This is a genomic window from Algoriphagus alkaliphilus, from assembly GCF_900103735.1.
Classification (GTDB): domain Bacteria; phylum Bacteroidota; class Bacteroidia; order Cytophagales; family Cyclobacteriaceae; genus Algoriphagus; species Algoriphagus alkaliphilus.
Genome location: NZ_FMXE01000035.1, coordinates 11,514 through 30,839 on the forward strand (window position 1 = coordinate 11,514; position 19,326 = coordinate 30,839).

19 protein-coding genes and 2 tRNA genes are annotated in these 19,326 nt (G+C 43.8%); 15 read left to right on the top strand and 6 right to left on the bottom strand.

The window, feature by feature from the left end; all coding sequences use genetic code 11:
- The first annotated feature begins 6 nt into the window (after nt 1-6).
- The 7 genes from BLQ81_RS18420 to BLQ81_RS18450 all read left to right on the top strand — a co-directional run bounded on the left by BLQ81_RS18420 (nt 7) and on the right by BLQ81_RS18450 (nt 4,976).
- Nucleotides 7-540 carry an RNA polymerase sigma factor gene (locus tag BLQ81_RS18420; RefSeq protein ID WP_092733377.1) on the top strand — a complete coding sequence of 178 codons (534 nt, stop codon included), beginning with the start codon at nt 7-9 and terminating at the stop codon, nt 538-540.
- Nucleotides 540-1,364 carry an anti-sigma factor gene (locus BLQ81_RS18425; RefSeq protein WP_092733380.1) on the top strand — a complete coding sequence of 275 codons (825 nt, stop codon included), beginning with the start codon at nt 540-542 and terminating at the stop codon, nt 1,362-1,364. The genes BLQ81_RS18420 and BLQ81_RS18425 overlap by 1 nt, the downstream gene beginning before the upstream one ends.
- A gap of 100 nt (nt 1,365-1,464) precedes the next feature.
- Nucleotides 1,465-1,923: a DUF2721 domain-containing protein gene (locus tag BLQ81_RS18430; protein ID WP_092733383.1), complete on the top strand. Its 459-nt coding sequence runs from the start codon at nt 1,465-1,467 to the stop codon at nt 1,921-1,923.
- Nucleotides 1,924-1,953: 30 nt separating this feature from the next.
- Nucleotides 1,954-2,967 (top strand): threonine aldolase family protein, encoded by a 1,014-nt coding sequence (locus tag BLQ81_RS18435; protein WP_092733386.1) that lies wholly within the window; start codon nt 1,954-1,956, stop codon nt 2,965-2,967.
- A gap of 65 nt (nt 2,968-3,032) precedes the next feature.
- Nucleotides 3,033-3,314: a type II toxin-antitoxin system RelE/ParE family toxin gene (locus BLQ81_RS18440; RefSeq protein ID WP_092733389.1), complete on the top strand. Its 282-nt coding sequence runs from the start codon at nt 3,033-3,035 to the stop codon at nt 3,312-3,314.
- A gap of 10 nt (nt 3,315-3,324) precedes the next feature.
- Complete coding sequence (locus tag BLQ81_RS18445; RefSeq protein WP_092733392.1) at nt 3,325-3,624, top strand: HigA family addiction module antitoxin; 300 nt, start codon at nt 3,325-3,327, stop codon at nt 3,622-3,624.
- 89 nt (nt 3,625-3,713) lie between these two features.
- Entirely contained in the window at nt 3,714-4,976 is a 1,263-nt protein-coding gene (locus BLQ81_RS18450; protein WP_092733395.1) for a replication-associated recombination protein A, read from the top strand.
- Nucleotides 4,977-5,118: 142 nt separating this feature from the next.
- Here the strand turns inward: BLQ81_RS18450 and BLQ81_RS18455 are convergent.
- From BLQ81_RS18455 to BLQ81_RS18465, 3 genes are all read right to left on the bottom strand, one after another.
- Nucleotides 5,119-5,193, bottom strand: a tRNA-Val gene (locus BLQ81_RS18455).
- 47 nt (nt 5,194-5,240) lie between these two features.
- Nucleotides 5,241-5,315, bottom strand: a tRNA-Val gene (locus tag BLQ81_RS18460).
- 234 nt (nt 5,316-5,549) lie between these two features.
- Nucleotides 5,550-7,376: a TonB-dependent receptor plug domain-containing protein gene (locus tag BLQ81_RS18465; protein WP_092733398.1), complete on the bottom strand. Its 1,827-nt coding sequence runs from the start codon at nt 7,374-7,376 to the stop codon at nt 5,550-5,552.
- A gap of 155 nt (nt 7,377-7,531) precedes the next feature.
- On the opposite strand from BLQ81_RS18465, the gene BLQ81_RS18470 reads away from it, so the two are divergent.
- On the top strand, nt 7,532-9,487 hold the full coding sequence (locus BLQ81_RS18470; RefSeq protein ID WP_092733401.1) for a M1 family metallopeptidase: 1,956 nt from the start codon (nt 7,532-7,534) through the stop codon (nt 9,485-9,487).
- 254 nt (nt 9,488-9,741) lie between these two features.
- Here BLQ81_RS18470 and BLQ81_RS18475 read toward each other — a convergent pair whose 3' ends face one another.
- Nucleotides 9,742-10,842, bottom strand: a complete 1,101-nt coding sequence (locus BLQ81_RS18475; protein ID WP_092733404.1) for a trans-sulfuration enzyme family protein — start codon at nt 10,840-10,842, stop codon at nt 9,742-9,744.
- A 214-nt stretch (nt 10,843-11,056) separates the two neighbouring features.
- The gene (locus BLQ81_RS18480; protein ID WP_139183673.1) at nt 11,057-11,539 is read right to left on the bottom strand and encodes a DUF4293 domain-containing protein; all 483 of its coding nucleotides are present in this window, start codon (nt 11,537-11,539) and stop codon (nt 11,057-11,059) included.
- A 51-nt stretch (nt 11,540-11,590) separates the two neighbouring features.
- On the opposite strand from BLQ81_RS18480, the gene truA reads away from it, so the two are divergent.
- The 7 genes from truA to BLQ81_RS18515 all read left to right on the top strand — a co-directional run bounded on the left by truA (nt 11,591) and on the right by BLQ81_RS18515 (nt 18,237).
- Entirely contained in the window at nt 11,591-12,400 is an 810-nt protein-coding gene (gene truA / locus BLQ81_RS18485) for a tRNA pseudouridine(38-40) synthase TruA (RefSeq protein WP_245693306.1), read from the top strand.
- 6 nt (nt 12,401-12,406) lie between these two features.
- Nucleotides 12,407-14,179, top strand: coding sequence for an ABC transporter ATP-binding protein (locus BLQ81_RS18490; RefSeq protein ID WP_092733410.1), 1,773 nt, complete (start codon nt 12,407-12,409; stop codon nt 14,177-14,179).
- Between the two features lie 34 nt (nt 14,180-14,213).
- A complete protein-coding gene (locus BLQ81_RS18495) occupies nt 14,214-14,795 on the top strand; it encodes a hypothetical protein (protein WP_092733500.1) in 582 nt (193 codons plus the stop codon).
- Nucleotides 14,796-14,797: 2 nt separating this feature from the next.
- Entirely contained in the window at nt 14,798-15,310 is a 513-nt protein-coding gene (locus BLQ81_RS18500) for a hypothetical protein (RefSeq protein WP_092733413.1), read from the top strand.
- 194 nt (nt 15,311-15,504) lie between these two features.
- Nucleotides 15,505-16,056 (top strand): hypothetical protein, encoded by a 552-nt coding sequence (locus BLQ81_RS18505; protein WP_092733416.1) that lies wholly within the window; start codon nt 15,505-15,507, stop codon nt 16,054-16,056.
- A gap of 103 nt (nt 16,057-16,159) precedes the next feature.
- Entirely contained in the window at nt 16,160-17,185 is a 1,026-nt protein-coding gene (gene hemE / locus BLQ81_RS18510) for a uroporphyrinogen decarboxylase (RefSeq protein ID WP_092733419.1), read from the top strand.
- 311 nt (nt 17,186-17,496) lie between these two features.
- Nucleotides 17,497-18,237 carry a DUF6733 family protein gene (locus tag BLQ81_RS18515; protein WP_245693307.1) on the top strand — a complete coding sequence of 247 codons (741 nt, stop codon included), beginning with the start codon at nt 17,497-17,499 and terminating at the stop codon, nt 18,235-18,237.
- Between the two features lie 57 nt (nt 18,238-18,294).
- Here the strand turns inward: BLQ81_RS18515 and BLQ81_RS18520 are convergent, their stop codons facing one another.
- Nucleotides 18,295-19,104 (bottom strand): MOSC domain-containing protein, encoded by an 810-nt coding sequence (locus BLQ81_RS18520; protein WP_092733425.1) that lies wholly within the window; start codon nt 19,102-19,104, stop codon nt 18,295-18,297.
- Nucleotides 19,105-19,326 lie beyond the last annotated feature (222 nt).

The window sequence follows — 19,326 nt, forward strand, 5'->3', positions numbered from 1 at the left end:
ATACTTTTGCAGGAAGAACAACTCATCGAAGGCTTAAGAGCCCGAGACCGAAAAACGACGGAATATCTCTATGAGAAGTATTCAAGGGCACTATTTGCGGTTATTGCCCGCATAGTGTCAGATAAGGACATTGCGGAGGAGGTTTTCCACGATGCTTTTATCAAAATCACAAAAAAAATCGACTCCTACGAGGAGTCAAAAGGCCGCCTGTACACTTGGATGGCTAATATTTGTCGTAATTCTGCCATAGACAAACTTAGGTCCAAGGAAATATCTCAATCCGGTAAGACCAACGGAATTGATGACTTCGTATATGGACTTGAAAGTCAGTCAGGGACTATGGAACAGGTAGAGGCGATAGGAGTCAAAGAGTTAATCAATAACCTCAACGAGGATCAACGATTCATCATCGATCATATCTATTTCAAAGGTTATACGCATTCGGAGGTCTCGGAGGAATTTGATATTCCGCTCGGCACAGTCAAATCCCGCGTCAGGGCTGCACTTCAAGTATTAAAAAAGAACTTACACAGAATCTAGTGGACATCCAATCATACATAGCATCAGGCAAACTGGAACTCTTCCTACTGGGGGAGTTAACTGAGCGCGAGCGGGAGGAAGTTCTGGCCTTGGCAAAAACTTATCCTGAAATCCAAAAGGAATTGGATGAGTTGGAGGAAGCAATGTTTTACTTTGATAACTTGACAGGACCCGAACCTTCCCCTCAGGTAAAAGAAAAAATATTTGCGAACCTAGAGGCTGACTTCAAAAAGGAAGAACCTCTAAAAGCAGCTCCAGTTACCCCTAAAGAGACCCAAGTTGTCCCACTTTCCCCTTGGAAAAAATTTGCGGTAGCAGCATCTCTTGTGGCATTGCTGGCAAGTGCGGCAGCGATTTATTTCGCGGGCAAATACTACGACACCGATCAGAAATTCACTGCCCTACTCCTAGATCAGCAAGTGATGGCGGATAACCTGAATCAGGTCAAGCTTCAATACGAAGAAACGGATTCCCGATTGGATCGCCTGGTCTCTGGCGATTTCAAACGCGTGGAAATGAAAGGCACTGGATTTGAAATGCAGAAAGACGCGAAAGTTGACGTCTTCTGGGATCAAAAAGCACAAGAAGTCTTCGTGGCAGTGAATAATTTGAATTCACTGGACGCAGAATCTGATTATCAGCTTTGGGCGATAGGCAAAGATGGTCCGGTAGGAATTGGTCTAGTCAATCCGGGAGAGAAATTCACCCTTCAACAAATGCAAGCTGTGGCCGAAGCAGGTGCCTTTGCCATCACCATCGAGCCAAAAGGAGGCTCTAAAGCACCAACACTTGAAAAGTTGGTCGTGCTGGGAGAAGTTGCTTAATACCTAAAGAACAGAGTTTATCGAGCCTGCTTTGCAAAGAGCGGGCTTTTTTCATGCCTTTTGTTGAACTTAGCTTCCCTGAAAGCACTTTTAAAATCCTATGGAACTCCAACTCTCCACTCCTGCCCTACTCTTCTCTGCCATCACCTTGCTGATGTTGGCTTTCACCAACCGATTTTTGGCCATCGCCACCCTGATTCGTGGCCTGCATAAGAACTACCTAAAAGAGCCCGATTCAGCCATCATTGTTGAGCAGATTCACAACCTTCGCCGTCGACTGACACTCATCAAAAACATGCAGCTTTTCGGAGTTTTCAGCTTTTTAATGTGCATCATTTGTATGTATTTGCTCTTCCAAGGTTATACTTCCGCGGCTAATTGGGTATTTGTGGCGAGTATGGGTTCACTTCTTGTATCCTTGATGATTTCACTGGTCGAAATCCAGATTTCAACCAAAGCACTCAACCTGGAGCTTTCGGATATGGAGGAAATCTTTCAAAAGCGGGAAAGTAGCTTGGATGTATTCTTTAAAAAAGACCCCAAAAAAGATGATGTGTAAAAACAAGTTCAAAATCCAAGTATTTCACCCATGTTGATTGATCTGAGAAGTGACACGGTAACCCGGCCGACTGCGGGAATGAAGGAAGCCATGTTTACAGCCCCGGTTGGCGATGACGTATTTGGAGAAGATCCGACAGTCAATGCCTTGGAGGAAAAAATCGCCAAACTCTTTGGAATGGAGGCAGCGCTCTTCTGTCCTTCCGGGACCATGACCAATCAGATCGCAATTCGTCTCCACACACGGATTCAGACCGAGGTGATTTGCCACCAATATTCTCATATCTACCTCTATGAAGGAGGCGGAATCATGGCGAATTCACATGCTTCTGTAAAACTTCTACCCGGAGAACTGGGAAAAATCTCTGCTTCACAAATTGCCGATTCCATCAATCCCGATGACGTGCATGCGCCTGAGACTACATTGGTTTCGCTGGAAAACACCATGAACAAAGGAGGAGGAAGCATCTACACATTAGACGAAATCAAACCTATTCATGCCCTTTGCAAAGAAAAGGGCATCAAGCTTCACCTGGACGGGGCTAGACTCTTCAATGCCTTGGTGGAGACGGGCGAAAACCCTGCCGATTGGGGTGCTCAGTTTGATACGATTTCTATTTGCTTGAGCAAAGGTTTGGGCTGTCCGATTGGCTCGCTTTTACTAGGATCAAAAGCAGATATCAAGCAGGCGAGAAAGGTTCGGAAAGTCTTTGGCGGAGGAATGCGACAGGCTGGATTTCTGGCGGCAGCAGGTATTTATGCCTTGGATCATCAGGTAGAGCGATTGAAAGAAGACCACGCCAGAGCTAGAGCATTGGGAGAAATGCTGGGTAAACTTTCAGTGGTATCAGAAATTTTCCCAGTTGCAACCAATATTGTGATTGCGAGACTGCAAGGAACGCCTCCGGAGGAATTCATGAAAAAGCTGGCGGAGCAAAATATCAAATCAGTCAAGTTCGGAAAGGATCTCGTGCGCTTTGTGACGCACTTGGACTTTGATGATGATCAATTGGAGGAGTTTGGGAAGAGGGTAAGAGAAATTTGAGATTCAGTATTTGAAATTTGAAATCAATTACTAACTTCAAGCGTTAGTATCGAAAAACAGAACTAGTGATACAATCTTTTGGCGACAAGGAAACAGAGAAAGTTTGGAATGGAATCCGTTCGGCTAAACTCCCAAATGATATTCAAGAAATTGCAAGAAGAAAACTTAGGATGCTCAATAACTCTCAAAACTTAAATGACTTAAGAATACCACCATCAAATCATCTAGAAAAACTCTCAGGAAATTTATCGGGCCAATTTAGTGTCCGCATCAATAAACAATGGCGCATAATATTTACTTGGGAAGGCAATCAATCATTTGATGTTCAAATAGTGGATTATCATTGATATTAAAATAATGGAAAATCTTAAAAACATCCATCCTGGCGAAATTCTATCGGAGGAATTCTTAAAACCAATGAAAGTCTCCGCATATAGACTTGCCAAGGAAACTCATATTCCTCAAACTCGCATTTCAGAAATCATTCAGGGAAAAAGAAGGATTACCGCAGATTCAGCGTTGAGGTTTTCCAAGTTTTTTGGAACCTCCCCGAAATTCTGGCTTGGGCTTCAGGATGATTTTGATTTGGAAGAAGAAAAAACCTCCAAACAGACAGCGATTGACTCAATCACCCCATTCAATTATAACCAGGCCTAAAAAGGCCTTTTTTTTATCCTAATTTGCTCCAAATTTTGAAATTGGCAAGTCTTATGTCTTGCATCTAAAGTCTTGTATCTCCTAAGAAAATGAATCCCACTCCACTAGCCGAACGCATGCGCCCAGCCCGATTGGAGGATCTGATCGGTCAGGAGCATTTGTCTTCTCCCAACTCCTTTTTACATAAGGCGATCAAGTCAGGAAATGTCCCTTCCCTGATCCTTTGGGGCCCTCCCGGTGTGGGTAAAACGACCATTGCCAATATCATCGCCAACGAAATCAAGGCACCATTTTACACTTTGAGCGCGATCAGTTCGGGAGTGAAAGATATTCGCGAGGTTATCGAAAAGGCCAAGTTCCAGATGGGAGTCGTGCTTTTCATCGATGAGATCCATCGCTTTAACAAATCCCAGCAGGATGCGCTATTGGGTGCTGTGGAAAAGGGTACCATCCGCCTGATAGGCGCGACAACTGAAAATCCATCTTTTGAGATTAATGGAGCTTTGCTTTCACGCTGTCAGGTTTTCACCTTAAATCCGCTGGGCAAATCCGAACTCGAAGCCATGATGCGTCAGGCTTTGGAAAAGGATAGTGATCTGAAAAAAATTAAGGTTGAACTTCAGGAAATCGACGCCTTGCTTCGGATATCTGGTGGAGACGGCCGGAAACTCCTGAATCTTTTGGAAATAGTCATTGACGGCATCAACGAGAATCCCTGCGTGATCACGGACGAAATCGTGATGAAAATCGCCCAGCAAAAAGTGGCTCTTTACGATAAATCCGGGGAGCAGCACTACGACATCATTTCTGCCTTTATCAAATCTATTCGGGGTTCTGATCCTAATGCTGCCGTATATTGGCTGGCACGGATGATCGAAGGTGGCGAAGACGTGAAATTCATCGCAAGACGCTTGGTCATCCTCTCCTCAGAAGACATTGGCAATGCGAATCCAAATGCCTTACTTTTGGCTACGAATTGCTTTGAGGCTGTCAAAATCATCGGATATCCCGAAGCACGGATTATCCTTGCTCAATGCGTGACTTATCTAGCGAGTTCCCCCAAGAGCAATGCGTCCTACCTGGCCATCAATCAAGCCCAAGCTTTGGTTCGCGAAAAGGGAGACCTGTCTGTGCCGCTCCACCTCAGAAATGCTCCCACGAAGCTCATGAAGGACCTGAACTACGGCAAAGCATACAAGTATTCCCATGACTTCCCAGGCAACTTTGTGGCTCAAGAATTTTTACCCGATGAAATCAAAGGAACCAAACTCTACGAACCGGGTGACAATGCCAGGGAAAATGAGCTGAGAAAGTATCTATCCGGGAAATGGAAAGGGAAGTATGGATATTAAAAAGTTTGGAAGACCGAAGACAGGAGACCGAAGTTTTGAAACCTCAGATAGTTTCAATTAAAAAATCTGTGGAAATCTGTGCCCTTTTCTGTGTTAATCTGCGGGAAACAAAAAAGCCCCAGATTTCTCTAAGGCTTTTCTGTGGGAGTTGAGGGATTCGAACCCCCGACCCTCTGCTTGTAAGGCAGATGCTCTGAACCAGCTGAGCTAAACTCCCGAAGGACTGACTAACTATTTTCTAATCTCTTGTGATTAGTATGAATGTGGGAGTTGAGGGATTCGAACCCCCGACCCTCTGCTTGTAAGGCAGATGCTCTGAACCAGCTGAGCTAAACTCCCGTCGCATATCAAACGGATTGCAAAGGTAGATTCTAATTTTTTACAGGCAAATAAAATGTTTGAATCATTTGCAATTGTTTGACAATGAGGCCGATTTTTTTATTTACAATTAAAGAGAAAATGGTTTCCCGCGGATTTACACTGATTTAACGGGCAATTTTAAACTGAATTACTTTAAATTTTTGACTTTCAAAATCTGTACATATCCACGGAAATCTTTGTGAAAAATCTCTCCTATTCCAAATTCACCATAAATCCAGCCCTAAACCATCTTCCCGGCATTTGCACTGTGCCGGCTTCGATGTAATCAGTATTGGTGATATTGGACGTCTCTGCAAAGAATCCTAATTTACCCATGCGATTATAGTCCACCCGCATATCCAGCAGGAAATAAGGATCCAAACTGATCCGCTCCACATAGCGCATTTTGGTATTCCACTCCACTTTTTCACCAAAACCAACCAAAACACCACCAATCACTTGATTTCTCAATGCAGTCAACGCATAGCGGGATTCCAAGCCTTCCTGAGTTGTAAAATTAGCATCAATGAAATTATAGGAAAACATCAACTCTTTGACTTTTACTGATCTTCCATTTGGATTGACCCGATAATAAGCAGATGCCTCCACTCCGTTAAATGTTACTTCATTGAAATTTTGTGGCTGCCAAGGTTCGACTGTATTAATTCGGGTCCATTCGATTACACTTTCTGAGTAGCGATTGAAATACACCAACTCTCCTCTCCAATTGGAATGAGACCATTTCCCCCCAAACTCAAATGACCTTGCCTGTTCGGGCTGCAAATCCGGATTTCCGATATTTGTCGGGCCTACATAAAACAGGTCGGTGTAAGTTGGAATTCGAAAGCTAGATCCAATTCCCGAATACAGTCTGATCGCTTTTGTCGCCTGAAAGCCCACTTCCAAACCCGGAAAATGCTTCCAGCCATACTCCGAATAGTAATTGGAATAAACCCCGGCCCGGATATCAGTTTTTTCTCCCACATTTACCATTTGCTCCAGGAAAACTCCGGTAAGGGAGCGCTCATGATCACCAAGGTTATTGCTTTCAATTTGCTCTTTGCGAAGCTCTACCCCAAAACCTGTCACTCCTAATTTACTTTTATAGCTTCCGTTGGTCTCGAGGGCAAAAACATCAGAGGTATGGTTATTTTGATAAAATTGAGGTTCATTTCTACGAAGGCGATACTCATCTGAGTTTCTTCTGCCATACATTCTGGTATTTAGAGAAAGCGCTCCAGAGGTAAAGGTATGGCTCAAGGATGCCAAGGTGGTTTGGATGCTTTCCCATTGATCCGGAAAAGCCGAGGTGTAAAATCCGTTGGCACCAAAAGTCCGGTCGGTATAGGCTATCATTCCCCGGATGGAGTTTTTGGAATTCAAGTCCAATCCTCCTTCATAAAAAATATTGCTCACCTGATAGTCGGAATTATACTGATGCCCATTGGAATCATCGTAAGACACCGCCAAGTTTTGCCGGTATTTCCCGACTGGCAGCGAACCTGCAAGGTTTATCCCTTTCATCCCAAAGTCGCCGCCATATCCCTGCAATCTTAGGCTTTGCTTATCACTCAAGCTTGTTATTACATTTACGGCACCGGTGTAGGCATTCTGACCAAAAATCCTAGAGGCGGGCCCTTTCAGGACTTCTATTCGATCAATATTGACCAATGGAACGGGAATGTTCATCATGTGATGTCCAGTCTGAGGATCGCTGAGTTTGATCCCATTGAGCAACATCAGGGTCTGCTCAAACGAACCGCCGCGAATCCCGATATCCGCCTGTACTCCGGTGACACCCCGCTGCCGTACATCGACACCCGGCACAAAGCTCAGCACCTCCTGAAGACTTCTTCCCGGAGTGGTTTCGATTTGCTGCCGATCGATCAAAGAAATATTTCTGCTTTGCTTTGAAAAAGGAATCTGAATCCTGTTTTCCTGAATAATTACTTCATTCAGATTCTGGGTAGTGGTGTCCGTTTGGGAGTTTGCTTGGAAAGACAAAATGGCCAAGCAGCCAATTAATAATGCTTTTTTCATCAAGATGATTGGTAATTTGGCCAAAGGTAAAGGCCTTTTACCCCTTCTTGCAAGCCCAATTAAAATCAAAAATTTGGTTAAAAGTTTTTATTCCGCGCAAAAAGCATTCATCCATTAGGCCTTTGTCTGTATTTTGAGCTCAAATAGAACAAATGATGAGAAAATTAAAATTATTGGGTTGGACAGTTATCCTATTATTATTCACGGGATCCTTTTCAGTATTTGCGCAGCAGGGAAAAGATAATAACCAGAAATATTTCGGGGAATTCTTGGATCGAAAGGGAAACGGCTATCGTACTGCATCCGGCAAACCGGGTGAAGCTTATTGGCAAAATGCGGCAGATTATCAAATTGAAGTCGGCCTGAATGATTCCAGTCATGTTCTTTCCGGCAAAGTCACCATCACTTACACCAACAATAGCCCCGAATCACTGGATTTCATTTGGCTGCAATTGGAACAAAACCGATTCACTCCAGATTCTCGAGGCACACTTACAACTCCGATTCAAGGTAACCGCTACAATGGCGATATTGACGGCGGCTACAACATTACCAACGTCAGTGCAAAAGTAGGCCTCAAAGGAGCCAACTCCACCAAGCATCTGATCGATGATACCCGGATGCAGGTTTGGTTTGCTGAGCCCATTCCGGCAAAAGGCGGAAAAGCGACAGTTTCCATGAATTTCTCTTTCAAAGTGCCACAAAAAGGGATGGATCGAATGGGTAGATTGAAAGTGAAGGATGGCTGGATCTATGCGTTTGCGCAGTGGTATCCCAAAGTTGCGGTATTTGACGATATCGAAGGATGGAATGTAGATCCCTATCTTGGAGCAGGTGAGTTTTACCTGGAATACGGCAATTTCGATTACAAAGTCACCGTCCCATACAATCATATAGTCGTTGGATCGGGCAAGCTGATGAACCCGAATGAAGTCCTCAGCAAAGAACTTCAAAATAGAATGGCAAAAGCTGCTGCGAGTGATACGGCCATTTATTTGATTACCCCTGAAGAAATCAACAACACGAAACTCACCCGTCCAAAACAAAATGGAACAGTAACATGGCATTTTAGGATTCAAAATTCCAGGGACGTTGCTTTTGCAAGTTCCGATGCATTTATCTGGGATGCTGCCAAAATCAATTTACCGTCGGGCAAAGCCGCGCTCGCACAGTCGGTCTATCCCATGGAAAGCAACGGGCAGGATGCTTGGAGTCGGTCTACCGAATACAGCAAGGCTTCCATCGAGTATTATTCCAAACAGTGGTTTGAATTCCCCTACGAAACAGCCACAAACGTCGCTGCAGAAATCGGCGGAATGGAATATCCGGGATTAAACTTCTGCCACTACAATTCCAAAGGAGCTTCCCTTTGGGGGGTGACAGATCATGAATTTGGGCACAACTGGTTCCCGATGATTGTCGGCACCAACGAGCGTCGATACGCTTGGATGGATGAAGGCTTCAACACCTTTATCAACCACTACAGCTCCAATGCTTTCAACAATGGAGAATACCCCTCCACGTTGAATCAAACCCGACGTTTTAACAATTATTTCACAAGCGATACACGCGAAGGAATTGATAACTACCCCGATTTGACCGACACCCGAAATCTCGGAATGGTAGCCTACATGAAGCCTGCTATTGGATTGGTGATGCTCAGAGAATACATTTTGGGTGAAGAGCGATTTGACAATGCTTTCAAATCCTACATCAAAACATGGGCTTATAAGCATCCCCAGCCAAATGACTTTTTCAATCACATGGAAAATGTGGCCGGAGAAAACCTCTCCTGGTTTTGGAAAGGTTGGTTTTATGGCAATGGCAACATTGACCTCGGAATCAGCTCTGTACAGCCTTATGGCGGAAATTATCTGGTAAACCTTGTAAATAAGGGAGACTTCCCCATGCCTGTTTTATTGGAATTTATTTACGAAGATGATAGCAAGGAGCGTGTCAAGCTTCCGGTTGAGATCTGGCACAGGGGAGATTCCTGGTCTTACCTTCACAAGACAGGCAAGCGGGTGAAATCAGTTGAAATTGATCCTGACAAAGTCATTACAGACATTAACCTCGGCAATGATCACTGGCCAATGGAGATTTACAAGTGAAAATCGACCAGACTAATATTGATACTTTCAGTAGTTTGCTGGACTGTAGTATTGGAAGACCGGAGACCTGAGACAGAAGAAGTCCAAAATTTGAAACCAATCACTATAAAAACTGCTTCTAAGAAACCTTAGCTTTAAATTAAAAATGGCTCTCAATTGATTTTGAGAGCCATTTTTAATTACACACATTTAATTTGCGGCAAATTCAGGAGAGATCTAAGCCTAATTTTTCAATTTTAAAATCTTCCAATCTATCAATCTAAAGCCTGCGCTAAATCCTCCAACAAGTCATCCGTATGCTCCAAGCCTACTGACACACGAAGCAGATTCTGGGGAGTTTTGGTGTTTGGCCCTTCGACGGCAGCCCTGCGCTCAATCAAACTTTCCACACCGCCAAGGCTTGTGGCATTGGCAAAATAATGCAGCTTTGAGACTACCAGATCTGCTTCTTCAGCGCCGCCTTTTACCATAAACGAAACTATCCCACCAAATCCACTCATTTGAGAAGCAGCAATTTCATGACCCGGATGAGATATCAAACCCGGATAAAAAACTTTTTCGACATTAAGATGATTTAGCAGGTATTCAGCCAAAATCGTCGCATGTTCTGTGTGACCTTTCATCCGATAGGCCAAGGTTCGGATACTGCGGCAAAGCAGGTAACAATCCATTGGCGCAGGCACAGCCCCTCCAACCCGCTGGACAATTTTAACTTTTTCCCAAAAGGGATTGACTTCTTTAGTGATCAAGGCTCCTCCTAAAATATCCGAATGCCCCCCAAAATACTTGGTACTGCTGTGCATCACGATATCTGCACCGAGATCGATTGGATTTTGAAAAACCGGAGTTGCAAAGGTATTATCGCAGGCAAGGATCGCTTTTTGCTCTTTGGCTAAAGCTGATATCTTTCTAATATCGGTGATTTTCAAAAGTGGATTGGAGGGCGTTTCCACCCAAAAAAGACGGGTATTTGGACGAATAGCCTTTTTGACTTCTTCCAGATTACTCATGTCCACGAATGTCACTTCCAAAATTCCTGCAAAAAGCTGAACCATGGAATTGTGTAAACCATGGTACATATCATCCGGAGCGACAATATGCGAACCGGGTTTCAGGGCTTGGAAAACGGCAGTTCCGGCAGCATTGCCTGATGAAAAAGCGGCGGCATCTGCCCCTTTTTCCATGGCTGCAAGTAAATCTTCAAGCGCTTTTCGATTGGGATTGTTGGCTCGGGTGTACATCATTTCCCCAGCTCCGTGCTCAAAAGTGGTGCTGAGCGTAATCGGCTGAACAACGGGTTTTGCGGAGTCAGTGATCAGATTTCCTTTATGGATAGTGAGTGTTTCGAATCGCATTGATAGTGTGTTTTGGTTTGAAATTAGAAAAGTCTCTGAGGAGATTGACTTTATTTTCTAAAAATTCCTTGTGAGGCAACAATGATCCTGCCCAGGCCGAAAAACAGAAAGCCAGCGTCCTGCTGGCTTTCTGCCAATTCATATCTCAAATTTCAAATCTCGAATCTTATGTCTTATTTCTAGTGTCTTGTGTCTTGCTTCTAAAATCTTGTTTCTATCTAATTCTATCTACCGACCGAACCAAGGCCTCGTCTTTTCGGATAAATCGATTGGCAAGCATATTACAGACCATGGAGGCAAGGATAGCCCAAAATCCGATCTGATAAGCCCCGGCCACTTCAGCCGAAATAGCCTGATTGATTCCGTTGGTTGTCAAAAACACCGTTGCCACAAGGCCTACCATCAGCAGACTGTTGATCATATTGATCATCATTTGTCTCGCGCGATTTTTATACTGAAAAATTGAAATCAGTGCCAACAGCCCGGCAAAGGAAGCCAATGTGGCGATATACCATTTGGAGGAAGATTGAATCACCTCTCCCGCAGCATCGTAATTGGACAGCATAAATGCGGTGAGATTCCAGGAATCCCCGGTGCCGGATCCGGTATCTGCCTGCTCCCACAAGGGGGTACCCACTGTAATTCCCATTCCGACAACTACAAGAAACAAGAATATGGTTTGAAGTCTCTGAATCATTTCTTTCTGTTTTTTTGGCAAAGAAAAGGGCAAATCCCATCATAACCAAGGATGGAAAAGACTCCCGTCGGATTTGACGGGGAATTGTATCTTTGCAGCCGTATGAGTGAGACGAAGCGATATTTTCTTGAATTGAGCTACAAAGGCACCCCATTTCATGGTTGGCAAATCCAAAGCAATGCCTTTACAGTGCAGGAATGCGTACAAACAGCCCTCAGTACTTATTTCCGAAAACCCATCTACATCACCGGAAGCGGCCGGACAGATACTGGCGTACATGCCAGTATGCAAGTATGTCACTTCGATCTGCAAGATGTCCTCCCGGGAGTAAACTTCCTCAAAGCCATCAATTCGATTTTGCCCAAAGAAATTTCCATTCATTCCATCCGTGAAGTAAAACCCGATGCAAATGCGAGATTTGATGCAAGGAGAAGGACTTATGTGTATCGGATAATTTTTCGAAAAAATCCATTTTTGAACGATCTGGCGTGGCTTTGTTTTCACAGCCCTGATGTGGAAAAAATGAATGAGGCTGCGCAAGCCCTACTACGCCATGAGGATTTTGAGTGCTTTAGCAAAGTACATACCGAAGTCAAGCATTTCTGTTGTGAAATTATCTCAGCCCACTGGGAACAAAAGGACGACCAATTGTTATTTCATATAACCGCCAATCGTTTTTTGCGTGGTATGGTACGGGCGATTGTCGGTACTTTGATGGAAGTGGGGCTGGGATTGAGAAAAGCCGAGGAAATGGACGGTCTGATTCGTTCACGAAATCGGGCGATCGCCGGAAAAGCGGCTCCAGCCAAGGGACTTTTCCTGAGTCAAATCGTTTACAAAGAAGACATTTACCTAGACTAACCAGCCTTGAGCTTAGAAAAAGAAAAAGAATCGTCAGGCGAAATCGTCGACATGAAAGTACTGCAGCAGCTTTACTCCTTCGTAAAGCCTTATAAAGCGCAGTTTTACTTTCTGGTCTTTTTGACGATTGCCATGGCGATTTTGGCACCGACCCGACCTTATTTTATTCAGATTGCCATTGATGATTATGTTGCTATGGGCGATACGGCAGGTCTGGTAAGGATCATTTACATTCTGGTGGGGCTGATGATTTTGCAGGCCCTTGTACAGTGGGCTCACACCTATTATTCTGGCTGGATAGGTCAATTGATCATCAAGGATATACGGGTAAGATTGTATAAGCACCTACTCAAGCTCCGTCTCAGGTTTTTTGACAATACACCGATAGGCCGCTTGGTGACACGAAATGTCTCCGATATAGAAACTCTTGCCGATGTATTTAGTGAAGGGCTTGCAGCGATTATCGGAGATCTGCTTCAGATCATCACGATTTTGGGGGTGATGTTTTACATTGATTGGAAGCTGACCTTGGTGAGTTTGTGTACTCTACCGCTTTTGATAATTTCCACCTACGTCTTCAAGGAAAAAATCAAAGTCACCTTCAATGATGTCAGAAATGCGGTCTCCAACCTGAATTCATTCCTTCAGGAACACATCACTGGGATGAATATTGTGCAGATTTTCAACCGGGAACAGCGGGAATTCGAAAAATTCAAAGACATCAATCGGGAGCATCGCACGGCCCACATTCGCTCAGTCCTGTATTATTCCATTTATTTTCCTGTCGCAGAAATTATCCAAGCCATCGGAATAGGCTTGGTGGTATGGTATGGTGCAGTGGGTGTTTTGGGACTTGAATTGCAAATTGGTATCCTGATATCTTTTATCATGTACCTTCAGCTGTTTTTCAGACCGATCCGTCAGATCGCTGATCGGTTCAACACCCTGCAAATGGGCGTTGTCAGTTCCTCACGGATTTTTAAACTTTTGGCAAGCACAGATAATATCGCAAATGAAGGCAATTACAAGCCTGAAAAAATCAAGGGAAACATCCGACTTGAAAATGTTTGGTTTGCCTATGTGGACGAGGAATATGTACTTAAAAACATCACTTTTGAGGTAAAAGCCGGACAAACTATTGCACTGGTGGGAGCAACAGGTGCAGGAAAATCCTCGATTATCAACCTTATTTCAAGATTCTACGAAATCAATCAGGGTCAGATATTCATCGATGGTACTGAGATCAGAGAATATGAATTGGGAACTTTGAGAAAGCATATTGGAGTTGTACTTCAGGATGTGTTCCTTTTCTCCAACACGATCTATCACAATATAACGCTAGGAAATCCGGCTATTTCCAGAGAGCAGGTCCTCGAAGCTGCCGAAAATGTAGGTGCACGGAAATTCATTGAGCGGCTTCCCGGAGGATTGGATTACAACGTAATGGAGCGCGGCGCTACGCTTTCAGGGGGCCAAAGACAGTTGATTTCATTCGTCAGGGCCATGGTTTACAATCCCGAAATCCTAATTTTAGACGAAGCCACCTCTTCCGTCGACAGTGAAACCGAAGAATTGATTCAGGAATCCACTGAGAAAATGATGAAAGGCAGAACTTCAATTGTGATCGCTCACCGGCTTTCCACCATCCAAAAAGCGGACAAGATTCTCGTCCTTCACAAAGGTGAAATCGTAGAATCGGGAACGCATGATTCGCTTCTTGATTTGGGAGGTTACTATACTCAACTTCATCAAATGCAGCTGAAGATGATGGCGATTTAATTCAGTGATCAACTTTAAACCAACTATCAATCCAGTGAAATATCGTATTCTATTTATCCTCATTTTATTGCCTTTTCTGGGTTTTGCGCAAGAAAGGGGCGTAGGAATCCGATTGGGAGAGCCATTTGCGCTGACCTACAAGGATTTTATTGAAGATTACCTTTCCTATGAAATCATGCTCGGTAGCGGCGGAGTCAACGGATCAAACTACTATAAGCGCGCCTTTGAAAACAATCCCCCCAACTCCAACGCTTTCTACCTTTCACATGCGGCTTCACGGGGCGTAAACCTGAATTTCAGAATGGCCCTGCATGAAGACATTACCGATACATTTGAGATCACTACAGGCTACCTGTTAGGGTATGCGGGTGCAGGCGTCCAGTTGCGAACCACCCGAGTCAGTTATGTATATCAGCCAGGACCGGTGGTAGCCGGACCTGTCTTGTCGGAAGACCGGTCAAACCTGGACATCGGGCCGGAAGTATTTGCCGGAGCAGAATACTATTTTGATGACTTGCCCATCAGTGTTTTTGCAGAAGTGGGTGTGTTTTTGGAATTGATCGACCGGATCAACTTCAGAGGACAGGGAGGAATCGGCGTACGCTATCTGTTTTGAAAATGAAAAGAACAGGGATTGCTTTTGTGATTTTACTTGCCGTCTCAACGGTTTTCTACTTCATTTTTGACCGACTTGGGGGAAATAACCCCATCGAAATTGAGTTGGTAGAGGCCTATCCTCCTACGCTGGCCGGAAAATATTTTATCGGGCAGCCACAGGATCAGGAGTTGGGGAATACGTTTCGATCGATTGAGACATTGTTGTCTCTCAACCCCGGAAAGAAAATCCACACCGTTTATTTTGAAGAGCCAAAGGGGAAATTGGATACCATGAAAGTATTTGTCGGTCTGGATTTACCCTTTGCACCAGCTGATTTGGAACTATTGGGATTTGCAGAGGCTAGGCACATGCGAGCAACAATAAAAAGAAACAAATGGGTGATGCCAAGTCCTGACCAGGTAAAGAAGGAGATTGAAGCCTCAGCCAAATCGCAAAATCTTTTACTTACCGGAATTTTTATTGACCGGATAATCAGCGAATCTGAAGTTCAGGTGATCGCACCGATCCGATAGCTATTCTTTTGGGGTTTTAAACCCAACCTTGGCATGAAACCTGCAGTGAAAGAGTAAAAATAATTTAAAACCGAGTACGCCGGAATACCTACAATCAAGGGAATATTTACCAGCCATCTGTCCGCCCTTGGCAAGTGAGAAATTCCTCACGTTAGCTAACTGGATATGCGATCAAATTTTAATCCTATAAAATCATGCGAAATCTAACTTTAATTTTTGGCCTGGCTGTGGTATTGGCCTTTCAGGCATGTGAAGGTCCGGAAGGCCTACCGGGATTGCAAGGTCCTCCGGGTCCTCAAGGACAACAAGGCGCACCCGGTGTAAATATTGTAGCCACCACCTACGAAGCCACCGTTGATTTTACAGCAGCAAATGATTGGGAAGCCTTTCTGGAATTTCCCGAAGAGTTGATGGAAAGTGACGTTGTATTGACCTATATCCTTTGGGATGTAGTCCAGGGAAGAAAAATATGGAGAGCTGTCCCTCAAACTGTCTTTTTTCCTGAAGGGCCTTTGGTTTACAATTTCGATTTTACACAGGCAGATATTCGTCTCTTCCTTGAAGGGACGATTAATTTGAGAACTTTAGATCCGGTTTGGACTCAAGATCAAAAATTTAGAATTGTTGTAGTTCCCTCGGATTTTCCAAAAGGGCGAATTGATTGGACCAACTATGATGCAGTGACCAAAATGTTCGGAATAACAGATACTCAGTTCCGGAAATTAGAGCCTAAAAAGAAATATTAAAAGTAAACCAACTCTTACCTCAAGCGAGGCCCGGAAATCCAGGCTTCGCTTTTTTATTTTGAGGCAATCCCTCCAAAAATAATTTGGTGCTTATCTTTGCGGCATGCAACTCAAAAACGATCTACTGCTTCGCGCAGCCAGAGGTGAAAAAACAGAAAGAACTCCAGTTTGGCTGATGCGTCAGGCAGGTCGAATCCTGCCCGAATACCGCGCAGTCCGTGAATCTGTCAGTGGATTCATTGAACTAGCCCAAACTCCGGAACTTGCCGCGGAAGTCACTATACAGCCTGTTGACATTTTGGATGTGGATGCAGCCATTATTTTCTCTGACATTTTGGTCATTCCCGAGGCGATGGGTTTGCCTTACGAAATGATTGAAAAACGAGGGCCGTGGTTTCCGAATACAGTGCGAAGCAATTCGGATTTGAAAAAGTTGCGCGTAGCAGATGGAGATTATGATTTGAAATACGTGATCGATGCTATCCAAATCACCAAAAAGGCCCTCAACGGGCGCGTCCCTCTGATCGGATTTGCAGGGGCTCCTTGGACGATTTTTGCCTATATGGTTGAAGGAAGCGGTAGCAAGACTTTTTCAAAATCACGGGAAATGCTGTATCGCGATCCAGTCTTCTCCCAAAAACTACTTCAGCTAATCACCGACTCCACAATCAATTATCTCAAAGCACAGATCCGTTCCGGTGTAGATTTGGTTCAGATTTTTGACAGTTGGGCGGGGATTCTTGGGCCGAAGCAATACAAAGAATTCTCTTTAAACTATATTTCGCAAATATGCGATGCCATCACAGAAGTTCCAGTTACGGTCTTTGCCAAGGGTGCATTTTTCGCAAGAGAAGAAATGGGACAGCTCAATTGTGAGACAATCGGTCTAGACTGGAATATGGGAATTGCAGAATCTAGAAGATTGATCGGATCATCTAAAACACTTCAAGGAAACTTAGACCCGGCAGCACTTTATGGCAATCCTGATCAAGTTCGTGCAGCTACAATTGAGATGATGGAGCAGTTTCGAGGCACACGTCACATCGCCAATCTTGGCCATGGAGTCTACCCGGATATTGATCCCGAAATGGTCAAGATCTTTATCCAAACTGTTAAAGAATTTTCATAGGTATTGTTCTCCTGTACTTGGAAAAAGCAATTACTTAGCCCTCAATTCATTTTTAGATTGAGGGTCTTTTTTTGACCTCACATCAAATAAAGCGTGTAAAATCTGCCGTGCCCGGTTGAGAATTTGACGGAAATTTTGAATAAAATTTAAAATTCTTCATCTATCACTTAATTTTTTTACCGTTTTTTTCAATTTGCTTTGCTTTTGTTAATTTTTTGATATTAAATTAACCTCGAATTAATAATAAAAGCATATAAGTTTCGATTATTAGTTCAAAAACAAACCTATCTCAAACCAAAACCTATTAATTTATGAAAAACAGATTTACTCTGAAGTCTGCTATGCGGGTAACTTTCCTAGCAGCACTTTGCGCCCTGTCGAGTATTACAGAAACCCTCGCACAGGAGGAAAAACAATTCAACTTTTCTGTAGCGTTGAATTCCGACCAATTCTTCGGGTTTTATCCCACTTTTCAGGGATCCTATGGATTTTCGGAAAAGACACAATTCACCTTCTACGGAATCCACTGGGGTGGTGGAACGGCAGCGGCATGGGGCAATTGGACTGAATTCGGCATTGGCGCAAACTTCCAGGCAGCTGAAGGACTATCAATCAATCCACAACTTGGTGTTTTGAGTGGAAATCTGCTTAGCTCCGGTACAAGGGGGCCCGCCATTTTCGGAGACGGTATTGTACCAAACCTGACCGTAAACCTGTTGAAAGAAAAAATAGAAGGCCAATTTTACTACGGCTATTATGCACCGATCCGCGATAAAGCTCCTTCCAATGGTACTACCCTTGCTTACACACACTACTGGTTGAATTTAGGATTTAGAGCAAGTGAATTTTTCTCAATAGGCGCTCACTATGAGCAACTGATCAATTCTGGCGGATCTAATGTTGAAACTTCAACTGACGTATATCAGTGGCTCGGCCCATATGTTCAATTCGCTAAGCCTGGAGGAGGACCATTTGCAAGATTCTCTTTTGGAACTGACCTTGTAGAAGGCAATGATTCCTTCTTCAAACTCACTACTGGGTTCTCCTTTTAAATCAATTAACCTTACAAGAATAAAGAAGCCGGGCTTTTATCGAAGTCCGGCTTTTGGTTATTCAAGCGGTAGGATATGATCCCCTATTCTGACTTTGCCAGTTCCTAAGGCGACCACATTTTGCCCGAAATAAACTTTGCTGTTAATTGTGCGATAGCCGGAAAGCGTTTTTAGAGGTTCTTTACTTTTCTCCCCTGTTTCTTGATCAACTGTGGTCATCACACATCGTGCGCAGGGCTTTACGATCTGAAATTCCGAGTCGCCAATTTTGATTTTGCAAAGTGAATCCTCTTGAAATGCCACCCCTCCCGAAAAAACGATATTTGGCCTAAACCGATCCATCGGAACTGGAATTTCCAGGCGGGAATTCAAGTCGTTCAAGGATTCCTGACCAATAATCAAATAAGGCATGCCATCAGCAAAGCTGACTGATTCTCCATTTACTGCATAACGGGGATCAACTTTTCGATGAGAGTTTTCGGGCATTACTACCAAGTTTACCTGCAAGCCTAGCACTGCTGAAAACCATTTGTCAATTTCAGGATGAACCACTTTAGCTATAACTTGATCATCCCAAATAATCACCAACACTTCTGGGCCTGTGGCTACCTCAAATGGAATTTGAATCGATTTTTCTTTTTCATTGCTCCGAAATACGATCGACTCATTTTCACCTAATTCTACTGATAATAAAGCTAACTGAGGATAATCGCGTTGCGAAATAAATAGTCCCTCCTCGTCTACAAGCATCCATCGCCGGTCGAACTGAAAGCCTTTCTCCTCCACTAAAGCCTCTGAAAGACGAATCCCCACAAGTGATTTGATTGGGTAAATAAAAATATCCTGAACAACGAGCTTATTTTTCATTAACCAAAAATAGGAAATAGCCCTGTTCCTTAGCCCAAAAACGACAATTTACTTGAGCTTATGGCTTTTAAAAATGCCCAGGCAGAAGCGAATTCAAGGTGTTTTGTAATGTGAATCACTGCAAACCCTAAAAGAAGGACTAAAATCCATTTGGCTCGTTCCCGGTTTTGGTTTGAAGATAAAGGTTGCATCAATACTTAGATGCAGCACTTTGAATTGAGG